Source organism: Flavobacterium potami, assembly GCF_020026915.1.
In the GTDB taxonomy this organism is placed as follows: domain Bacteria; phylum Bacteroidota; class Bacteroidia; order Flavobacteriales; family Flavobacteriaceae; genus Flavobacterium; species Flavobacterium potami.
The window spans coordinates 1-11222 of sequence record NZ_JAINUY010000007.1 but is presented as its reverse complement, the minus strand read 5'-3'; the positions used below and the strand labels follow the sequence as shown (position 1 = coordinate 11222).

The following is an 11222-nucleotide window of genomic DNA, read 5'->3' as shown; positions in this document are numbered from 1 at the left end:
TTTATATAAAATGAATTTATAAGCTTTTTAAAGCCTTTTTGATGATTGTTTCCACAGTAGCTTCTGGATCTTCTTTTACGATTTTTTCCACTACTTTTTCAGAAGCTTTTCGGACAAAACCTAACACTTCTAGAGCAGATAACGCTTCATCTCGATTTCTATTGTTTTGAACAGCAAAAACTTCGTCCAAATCATATAATTTAACAACTTTATCTTTTAGATCAAGTATAACTCTTTGTGCTGTTTTGTTCCCTATCCCTTTGATAGACTGTATTAAGCCAACATCTCCCGACGCAATGGCATTAATGATTTGCTTTGGTTCTATCGACGAAAGCATTGTTCTGGCGATTCCTGCTCCAATTCCTGAAACTGAAAGCAGCATTCTAAAAATTTCTCGTTCCGATTTTTCGGCAAAACCATATAAAGTATGCGCATCTTCTTTAATTTGAAGATGCGTATACAATTTTATATTTTCAGAATTTGGAATTAAAGAGTAAGTATGCAGGGATATATTTACCTGATAACCAACACCTCCACAATCAATTACAACTTCTGTAGGATTCTTTTCTACTAATTTGCCTTGCAAATGTGCTATCATAAATGTAATTTCTTAGTATCAAATATAACAAAAATGCCATAAAACTACGACAAATTTGGCCAATCCTTGTTAGAACGTTTATTGTGCTACTTTATTCTTTTTGCTTTCTTTTTCCTGAGCATCAATAACTGCAATGGCAGCCATGTTTACCATTTCTTCTACGCTTGCGCCTAATTGGAAAATGTGAACTGGTTTACCCATTCCCATCATAATTGGTCCAATTGAATTCACTTTGTATAATTCTTTTAACATTTTATACGTGATATTGGACGATTCTAAGTTAGGGAAAATCAATGTATTTACTTTTTTCCCTGCTAATTTAGAGAAAGGAAATTTCTCTTCAAGCATTTCTTGATTTAAAGCAAAATCTGCCTGAATTTCTCCATCAACAATCATTTCAGGATGATTTTTATGAAGATAAGCAACTGCTTCTCTTACTTTTGACGCTGTTTGACTGTTTGAAGAACCAAAGTTTGAAAATGAAACCATTGCAATAACTGGCTCAATTCCAAACATTTTTGCTGTTTTAGCCGTCATTATGGCAATATTAATCAAATCTTGTGCAGATGGATCAATATTTATTGCTGTATCTGATAAAAACATTGGACCACGAGAAGTCAACATCATGTTGGCAGTCGCTACCAAAGAAGCATTTGGTGCTTTTTCGATCAATTGCAACATTGGTTTTACAGTAGAAGGGTAACTTCTTGAATATCCTGTAACAAGACCATCTGCTTCACCTTCATTTACCATCATGGCTGCGAAATAATTTCTTTCACGCATGAATTTTTCTGCATCTAATTTAGAAACGCCTCTTCTTCCTCTGGTTTCCCAGAAAGATTTTGCAAATCGATTACGTCTTTCTGTTTCTTCATCCATTTTTGGATCAATAATTTCAAGATCGGCATCAAAACCTAATTCTGCTTTTAATTCTAATATTTGCTCTTTATTTCCTAACAAAATTGGGAATCCAATTCCGTCTTCATAAACTATTTGTGCTGCTTTTAAGACATTTAACTGATCTGCTTCAGCAAAAACAATTTTCTTCGGATTTAATTTTGCACGGTTTGTAATTAAACGTACCATCTTATTATCGTTCCCCATTCTTTCTCGAAGTACGTCCTCATAAGCTGCCCAATCCGTAATAGGATTTTTAGCCACTCCAGATTCCATTGCAGCTTTTGCTACAGCTGGCGCTACTACGGTGATCAATCTTGGATCAAATGGTTTAGGAATAATATATTCTTGTCCAAAACCTAATTTTGTTGCTCCATAAGCTACATTTACCTGCTCAGGAACTGGTTCTTTTGCTAAAATAGCCAATGCTTTTACAGCGGCCATTTTCATTTCTTCGTTAATTTTAGTCGCTCTTACGTCTAAAGCTCCTCTAAAAATATAAGGGAAACCTAAAACGTTATTTACCTGGTTAGGAAAATCTGAACGTCCTGTCGCCATAATAACGTCTTTTCTCGTTTCTACAGCCAAATTATAATCGATTTCCGGATTCGGATTTGCCATTGCAAACACGATCGGATTTTTAGACATTGTCAATAACATTTCTGGAGACAAAATATTTCCAGATGATAAACCGATGAAAACATCTGCATTTTTTACTGCTTCTTCCAGCGAAATTTTAGCACCGTCAATAGCATATTTTAATTGCAAATCTGATAGCGACGGATTGTCTTTTGTTAAAAGTCCTTTACTGTTGAACATTAAAATGTTCTCTACTTTTACTCCCAAAGAAACATATAAATCTGTACAAGCAATTGCTGCAGATCCTGCTCCTGAAACAACAACTTTTACATCTTCTGCATTTTTTTCTGCCAATTCAAGGGCATTGATTAAAGCAGCCGAAGAGATAATTGCAGTTCCGTGCTGGTCGTCGTGCATAACCGGAATATCTAATTCTTCAATCAGTCTTCTTTCAATTTCGAAAGATTCTGGTGCTTTAATATCTTCAAGGTTGATTCCTCCAAAAGTCGGAGCGATATTTTTTACAGTTTGTATAAATTCTTCAACATTTTTAGTATCAACTTCGATATCGAAAACATCAATATCGGAGAAAATTTTAAATAATAAACCTTTTCCTTCCATTACAGGTTTTCCTGCTTCTGGACCAATATCTCCAAGTCCTAAAACCGCTGTACCGTTTGAAATTACGGCTACTAAATTTCCTTTTGCTGTATATTTATAAACGTCTTCTTTGTTTGCTGCAATTTCTAAACATGGCTCTGCAACTCCTGGTGAATAAGCCAATGACAAATCTCTTTGGGTTGCATATTTTTTTGTTGGAACTACCTGAATTTTTCCTGGAGTTGGTTCTGCGTGGTACAGTAACGCTTCTCTTCTTTTACTCTCTTTGTTCATTATTTTTAGCTTTTATTCTAGCTTACAAAGATATAAGTCTAGTTTTAAAAAGGCATCTTTTTAGCATTTTCTTTTCTGAAAATCCATTTTCAGAAATAAAAAAAGTCCAACAGAAATTGGACTTGTTTTAAATTTTTATCGTTTTTATGAGCTGTTTATTGAGAAATATAGGAATTCAGATGCTGTATCGTATCTTTTTGAGTTTCTATAATTGCCTTCACTACATCACTAATTGAAATTATTCCAACCACTGTTTCTCCTTCTACAACTGGCAGGTGTCTTATTCTTTTTTCACTCATAAGCTGCATACAGTCTTCTAGATTATCTGAAAGGGTCACTGTAAAAACATTACTTTCCATAATCTCATGAACAAGAGTTTCTTTAGAAGATTTATCCTTCAGAACAATTTTACGAGCATAGTCTCTTTCGGATAATATCCCTTTTAAAACATTGTCATCAATAATTAAAATTGCTCCAATATTCTTTTCTCCCATTACTTTTAACGCATCATAAACCGTTAAATTAGAGAAAATAGAATAAACATTTCTTCCTTTTGCTTTAAGTATTTGATCTACAGTCATAATGAAAATTTTTTAGATTTATAAAGTTATAATAAAAACAAACACAATCTACAGCGAAAACGTTTTTTTAAAACATAACTAATTCATTTTAAACATAATAAACCAAAACCTATATTTTAAAAATTATAGTGTAAAGAATGAAATCGTTTGGAATTGTTTTTTGAATAAAATTAGAATTTTTAACTTTTATCCTATTATTATAAAAAACCAAAACCCCTTTTCTAAAATTTAGAAAAGAGGTTTTGTATTTAAAAAAAAATTCTAATTTACATGGTTACAACAATAAATTCGCTTCGTCTATTTTGCTGATGTTGTTGTTCTGTACATTTTACACCATCAGCGCATTTGTTGGTTAATTGGGTTTCTCCATAACCTTTGGCTGTTAACCTGTTTGGATCAACTCCTTTGCTTATTAACCAATCTCTTGTAGACTGAGCTCTTTTGTCTGATAAAATCTGATTGCTTTCTGAAGACGAACGGCTGTCTGTATGCGAACGAATATCCAAAGTTAATTTTGGATACTGATTTAAAGCTCCAACAACTTTTAATAACTGTGGTTCTGATGATTTTTTGATTGTTGATTTTCCAAGATCAAAAAAGTTCATCGGAATATGAAGCAATTTCACCAAATCTGACCCAATATTAATATTTGCAATTTTTATTGGTTTAACCATTACTTTATTAACTGCGATTTGTTTTGTTTCAATCGGTTTAATATTTTTTTGCAATGCAATTGGCAGTTCTGTTTTACCATTTTCTTTCTTTAAAGTAATCGAAACATCTTTTCGATTAAAACCTTCTTTGGTAATTCTGATTGCGTATGTTTTTCCACATTTGACTTTAGAAAAAGTATAGTTTCCTTTTTCGTCTGAAACAATGGTTTGTAACGTATTGAAATTTTCATCAAACAAAATAAGAGAAGCATTTGCTACAATTTCGTTAGATTCAGCATCTGTTACAATTCCCGCAAGTTCCTGTTCGCAAACCAGTTTTTTTGTTTCTGTAAAACGGTAAATATTATCAAGTCCATGTGCATTTTCACGGTTTGAAGAGAAAAATCCGTTTCTGTTTTTGCTGTCGATTGTGAAAGCAAAATCGTCTTGTTTACCATTTACAGGTTGTCCAACATTTTGAACATCATCCAAAGTTCCGTCTTCATTTATTTTGGCAACATAAACGTCCAATCCTCCTAAACCAGGACGTCCGTCTGTAGAATAATACAATTCGTTATCTCCTGAAATAAATGGAAATGTTTCTCTTCCTTCGGTATTAATAACAGGTCCTAAATTTTGAGGTGTTCCAAAACTTCCATCTGGATTTATCGTTACTTTATAAATATCAGATTGACCTAAAGTACCCGGCATATCTGATGCAAAATATAATGTTTTCTCATCCGGGCTTAAAGCAGGATGTGCTGTACTATATTGATTACTGTTAAAAGGAAGTTCTTTTACATTTTTCCATTCACCATTAACCAATTCCGCTTTATATAATTTTAAAAGTGTTACGTTTTTACTGTTCTCACCTCTTTTTCCATCTGTAAAATTGTTTCTGGTAAAGTACATTGTTCGGCCGTCTTTTGTGAAGATCGGAGACGATTCATTGTATTTTCCGTGTCCTTTTTTATGAAAAGTTTTTACCTTTCCTACGCTTCCGTCAGGCAATAAATCTGCTGTATAAAATTTAGAGAATGATTTATTGGTCCATTTAAAACTTGTTTTAGCTACTCCTCCAGTATCTCTTGCAGAAGTAAAAATAATTTTGTTGTCATAGACCGTTCCGCCATAATCTGAAAAATCAGAATTAACTCCGGCATCTCCAATTTCAAAACGTCCAGAATTGGATTTAATTTCTGCTAGATAATTTTTCTCATTTCTTACTAAAGTTGCTCTGTTTTCTGAAGCTGCCTTTTGATTGAAAATTTGCAAAATTTCATCTGCTTTTTCATAATGTCCAACAGACTTGAGAGATTGTGCATATCGATACAAATACTCTGGTAATTGTTCTTTATTGATTTTGAATAACGTTTCGTACCACTTTTCGGCATTTCTTAAATCGGCTGTAAAATAATACGAATTAGCAAGTCGCTGAACTACCTTTTCATCATAACTTCCCTTTTTTACTATTCGCTTATATGCTTTTATAGCATCAACATAGGCATAATCGTCGTATTTTTTATCAGCTTTCTTTATCAGTTGTACGTATTTCTTTTTAACTTTTTCGTCTTTGCTTACCTTTTTTGTCTGTGCATTTAAATTGAAAAAGAAGCACAATACTAAAATAGTAAAACCTAGTTTATTGATTTTCATATTGGCATTTATTTAGAAGAATCTTGGAGATATCATTTTATTATAATTATTGAAAAACTCAAAACGAAGGAAAATCTCGTGCGAACCTGAATTGAACCTTCTTAATCTTGTTGTTTCATGATCATATCCGTAACCTATATATAAACGTTCTGAAACCTGAAAACCTGCCATTGCACTTACTGAAGCACTCCAACGATAGGCAAGACCTGCAGTAAATTTTTCGTTGATAATAAAGTTACCTGAAAGATCGACCTGAAGCGGTGCTCCTTCGACCATTTTAGTCAATAATGCCGGTTTAAATTTTAGGTAATAATTGACATCAAAAACATAACCTGCCATAAAATAATAATTGATTTTGTCTTTGAAAATTGCTACATCATTATCATCGTATCTTTTCGTTTCAATGAAATTTGGAATAGATAATCCAAGGTAAGCTTTATCAGAATGCCAATAGACCCCTGCTCCAACATTTGGTGCAAATTTATTTCTAAAATCCTGAAATTGTTCATCATTTTGATCTTCGTAACTCAGTTTATTTATATCAACATTAAAAAGATTTGCTGTTCCTTTAAGACCAAACGAAAGGCTGGAGAAAGCTCCAGTTTCAATACTATACGATAAATCTACCGATAATGTATTTTCATTTGTTGGTCCAATTTTATCATTTACCAATGTTGCTCCTAATCCTAATTTAGAATTGTCCAATGGAGTGTTTACAGAAAAAGTACTCGTTCTAGGTGCACCATCAAGACCAATCCATTGTGTACGATACAAACCAAAAACACTCATAACACCTCTTGAACCAGCATAAGCAGGGTTTATCGCAATGGTATTATACATGTATTGCGTGTATTGAGCATCTTGCTGCGCTGAACACACAATTGTAAAAAACATGAAAATTAAACCTAATTTTTTCATTATAAGAATTTTTAAAAACGGCCTAGCCTATCTAAGCCGTTTGTAATTTTTATTTGTTGATGTATAAATAACCTGATTTTTCATGAACATTAGAATCACTGTCTTTATACTTAAGAATATAGAAATAAGTTCCAACAGGTAATCCTTCCGATTGCTTCATCGTCGAACGTCCTTCAGAATAACCTCTAAACGCTCTATCTTCATTATTGTACCCATTCACATCAAAAACTAACACTCCCCAACGGTTGTAAATTTCTACTGTATTATCAGGGTAACATTCTAAACCTTGAATATAGAATCTTTCATTTTTCTTATCTCCATTTGGAGAGAAAGCATTGAAGACTTTTATTTCACAACCATTTAAATTAATAATTGTTGGTTTATCTCCACTAACATCTGAATCATCAGACATATCCTCAACCATTACTCCTTTTGCAGTGCTTCCTTTAACAGAGGCTTGATTTGTCACACTACCTTTATTGATATCACTCTGTGTAATTTTGTAAATCGCACTAAAGTTCGTGTTGTCAGATTGATTAACATCTAAATCAATTGCTTGTCCAGAAACTACAACTCCAGGTAGCGGATCGCTTATTACAATATTTCTTAAAGGAACGTTTCCTGTATTGGTTACTGTAAAACTATATGTGATTGTTTCTCCTGCATTTGCAACTCCATTATTATTTTCATCATTGAATACTGCTTTTTTCACAATTGCGATACTTGGTGATTCAACAAAAACTTGTAATGTTGAAGAACTACAAATATTTGGATCTGCTTTTAAACATACTTGATACACCAAAGTATAATCTCCTCCAGGAGTATTTGGTTTAACATTTACTGTACCGTTCGAATTAAATTCGAAATATGGACTTTGTGGTGTATTCGAGATTACAACATCTGCAGGATTTATTGGCAATCCGTTTAGAAGGTCATTATCTAAAACATTCACAAATTCAAGCATTCCATTAAGACCATCCGCAGTCACATTTAAATCGTCTTTTGTTATCAATTGATTTAAAGGTGCAGTTGGATTTCCATTCACTACCACTTTAACCGTATTCGAACTACAGTTGTTTGGATTCAGCTTCTCGCAGATTTCGTAAGTCAACTCATAGATTCCTGCAGGCGGATTTGCTCCCAGAACAACTGTTCCGTCAGGGTTTATAGTCAAGTATCCTTTCGGATCAGAAACCGTTACCGTCATATTTACGTCTGATGGTACCAACGGGTTTCCATTTTTGGTGTCATTTGTGAAAATATTTCCTAATGTCTGAGACGTATTCGATCCTGTTACGGATGGGAATGTGTCCGTATTTGCAACCAATGTTCCGTTGTTTACCGCAACTTTTGTAATCGCCGTATCACAGTTCGATGGATTGGTGATCTCGCAGATGCTGTATTCAACATCGTAGATTCCTGATGGCGTGTTAGGCGCAACTGTTATCGTTCCGTCCGCATTCAGTGTCAATCCTGAAGGTACGTTTACTCCCGTCAGTTTAACCTGTCCAGGGTTCGTTCCGATTACCACCTGAACTCCGTTCAAGGTATCTCCAGCGATTACTGAATCTGTCGTTGTTCCGCCAACACTTCCGTTGATTGAAGGAACAAGCGTTTCTCCAACCGCGTCAATTACAGGCATGTCGATTGTCACGCGAACCGTATTCGAACTGCAGTTGTTTGGATTCAGCTTCTCGCAGATCTCGTATGTCAACTCATAAACTCCAGCCGGTGGATTTGCTCCCAGAACAACCGTTCCGTCAGGGTTTATCGTCAAGTATCCTTTCGGATCAGAAACCGTCACCGTCATATTTACGTCTGATGGCACCAACGGGTTTCCGTTTTTGGTATCATTTGTAAAAATGTTTCCTAATGTCTGAGATGCATTCGATCCTGTTACGGATGGGAATGAGTCCAGATTTGCAACCAATGTTCCGTTGTTTACCGCAACTTTCGTAATCGCAGTATCACAGTTCGATGGATTGGTGATCTCGCAGATGCTGTATTCAACATCATAGATTCCTGATGGCGTGTTAGGCGCAACTGTTATCGTTCCGTCCGCATTCAGTGTCAATCCTGAAGGTACGTTTACTCCCGTCAGTTTAACCTGACCTGGGTTCGTTCCGATTACCACCTGAACTCCGTTCAAGGTATCTCCAGCGATTACCGAATCTGTCGTCGTTCCGCCAACACTTCCGTTGATTGAAGGAACAAGTGTTTCTCCAACCGCGTCAATTACTGGCATGTCGATTACCACACGAACCGTATTCGAACTGCAGTTGTTTGGATTCAGCTTCTCGCAGATCTCGTACGTCAACTCATAGATTCCTGCAGGCGGATTTGCTCCAAGAACAACCGTTCCGTCAGGGTTTATAGTCAAGTATCCTTTCGGATCAGAAACCGTCACTGTCATATTTACGTCTGATGGTACTAATTGGTTTCCGTTTTTGGTGTCATTTGTAAAAATGTTTCCTAATGTCTGAGATGCATTCGATCCTGTTACGGATGGGAATGAGTCCAGATTTGCAACCAATGTTCCGTTGTTTACCGCAACTTTCGTAATCGCAGTATCACAGTTCGATGGATTGGTGATCTCGCAGATGCTGTATTCAACATCATAGATTCCTGATGGCGTGTTAGGCACAACTGTTATCGTTCCGTCTGCATTCAGTGTCAATCCTGAAGGTACGTTTACTCCCGTCAGTTTAACCTGACCTGGGTTCGTTCCGATTACCACCTGAACTCCGTTCAAGGTATCTCCAGCGATTACTGAATCTGTCGTTGTTCCGCCAACACTTCCGTTGATTGAAGGAACAAGCGTTTCTCCAACCGCATCAATTACCGGCATGTCGATTACCACACGAACCGTATTCGAACTGCAGTTGTTTGGATTCAGCTTCTCGCAGATTTCATACGTCAACTCATAGATTCCAGCCGGTGGATTTGCTCCCAGAACAACCGTTCCGTCAGGGTTTATCGTCAAGTATCCTTTCGGATCAGAAACCGTCACCGTCATATTTACGTCAGATGGTACCAATGGGTTTCCATTTTTGGTATCATTTGTAAAAATATTTCCTAATGTCTTAGATGTAGTCGACCCTATTACGGATGAGAACGAGTCTAGATTTGCAATTAAATTTCCACTTGTAACTGTAACGACTGTAATAACTGAATCACAGTTTGTAGGATTTGTATTCTCACAAATTCTATACTCCACATTATAATTTGCTGCTGGCGTATTTGGCGCAACAGTAATTGTTCCGTCTACATTTAAGGTTAATCCTGCCGGAAGCGTTCCAACTATATTAAGGGTAACTTCACCAGGATTAGTTCCAAGAACAACCGGATTCCCGTTTAATTTATCGTTATCTGTTAATGAAACTGTTGTCCCTCCAGTACTTCCGTTGATTGGAGTTATAGAATCAACAACTGCATCAATAACCGGTAAATCAACTGTTACGGTAACTGTGTTTGATTTACAGTTTCCTGCATTTAATTTCTCACAGATCGTATAGGTCAATTCGTAATCTCCTGCTGGAGGATTAGCCCCTAATGTTACTGTTCCGTCTGGATTTAATGTCAAATACCCTTTTGGATCAGGTGTTGAAACTGACAATGTAACATCTGATGGGTCTAATTTAGCTCCGTTTTTAGTATCGTTATCTAAAACATTTACTAATGTCTGAGGCGTATTTGATCCTATAACTGACGCTACCGCATCAGGATTTGCAACTAAATCTCCAACTGTTACAGGAACCAGAATAGCTACTGAATCACAGTTTGTCGGATTTGTATTCTCACAAATTCTATATTCCACATTATAATTTGCTGCCGGCGTATTTGGCGCAACAGTAATAGTATAATCTGCATTTAATGTTAATCCTGCCGGAAGCGTTCCAACAATTGTAAAACTTACTTCACCTGGTGCTGTTCCAATAACTATTGGATTACCATTCAAGGTGTCATTAGTAATAAGCGATATTGTAGTTGTGCCTCCTGTATTTCCGTTGATTGTTCCAAGTGCATCGGCAACAGCATCGATTACCGCTGGGGCAACCGTAAGTGTCGAGATGGCACTGTCGCAGTTCAATGGGTTGGTGATCTCACAGATCTTGTATTCGATGTCGTAGCTGCCTGCCGGTGTATTCGGCGCAACAACCACTTTTCCGTCGTTGGCGATGCTGATGCCTGTCGGAAGGTTCACTCCCTCGATCTTAACCTGACCAGGATTGCTTCCGATTACAGCCTGCACTGCGTTCAATGTATCACTGTTGATCAGCGACAACGTGGTCGTGCCTCCTGTATTTCCGTTGATAGTCCCAAGTGCATCGGCAACAGCATCGATTACCGCTGGGGCAACCGTAAGTGTCGAGATGGCACTGTCGCAGTTCAATGGGTTGGTGATCTCACAGATCTTGTATTCGATGTCGTAGCTGCCTGCCGGTG

6 protein-coding genes are annotated in these 11222 nt (G+C 36.3%); all 6 read right to left on the bottom strand.

Annotated features, from left to right (window positions below; translation table 11 throughout):
* Positions 1-16: 16 nt before the first annotated feature.
* Positions 17-598: a Holliday junction branch migration protein RuvA gene (gene ruvA / locus K6T82_RS18800; protein ID WP_223709196.1), complete on the bottom strand. Its 582-nt coding sequence runs from the start codon at positions 596-598 to the stop codon at positions 17-19.
* 78 nt (positions 599-676) lie between these two features.
* Positions 677-2968, bottom strand: coding sequence for an NADP-dependent malic enzyme (locus tag K6T82_RS18795; RefSeq protein WP_223709193.1), 2292 nt, complete (start codon positions 2966-2968; stop codon positions 677-679).
* A 155-nt stretch (positions 2969-3123) separates the two neighbouring features.
* The gene (locus K6T82_RS18790; protein WP_223709190.1) at positions 3124-3549 is read right to left on the bottom strand and encodes a CBS domain-containing protein; all 426 of its coding nucleotides are present in this window, start codon (positions 3547-3549) and stop codon (positions 3124-3126) included.
* A gap of 266 nt (positions 3550-3815) precedes the next feature.
* The gene (locus tag K6T82_RS18785; RefSeq protein ID WP_223709188.1) at positions 3816-5858 is read right to left on the bottom strand and encodes an OmpA family protein; all 2043 of its coding nucleotides are present in this window, start codon (positions 5856-5858) and stop codon (positions 3816-3818) included.
* Positions 5859-5870: 12 nt separating this feature from the next.
* Positions 5871-6776, bottom strand: coding sequence for a PorP/SprF family type IX secretion system membrane protein (locus K6T82_RS18780; RefSeq protein WP_223709185.1), 906 nt, complete (start codon positions 6774-6776; stop codon positions 5871-5873).
* A 49-nt stretch (positions 6777-6825) separates the two neighbouring features.
* Positions 6826-11222: T9SS type B sorting domain-containing protein (locus K6T82_RS18775; RefSeq protein WP_223709183.1), on the bottom strand; the 4397-nt coding region annotated here is incomplete at its 5' end.

Coding starts and splice junctions, on each gene's coding strand:
- K6T82_RS18795 (WP_223709193.1), bottom strand. CDS start 2,968: ATGAACAAAGAGAGTAAAAGAAGAGAAGCGTTACTGTACCACGCAGAA.
- K6T82_RS18780 (WP_223709185.1), bottom strand. CDS start 6,776: ATGAAAAAATTAGGTTTAATTTTCATGTTTTTTACAATTGTGTGTTCA.
- K6T82_RS18790 (WP_223709190.1), bottom strand. CDS start 3,549: ATGACTGTAGATCAAATACTTAAAGCAAAAGGAAGAAATGTTTATTCT.
- ruvA (WP_223709196.1), bottom strand. CDS start 598: ATGATAGCACATTTGCAAGGCAAATTAGTAGAAAAGAATCCTACAGAA.
- K6T82_RS18785 (WP_223709188.1), bottom strand. CDS start 5,858: ATGAAAATCAATAAACTAGGTTTTACTATTTTAGTATTGTGCTTCTTT.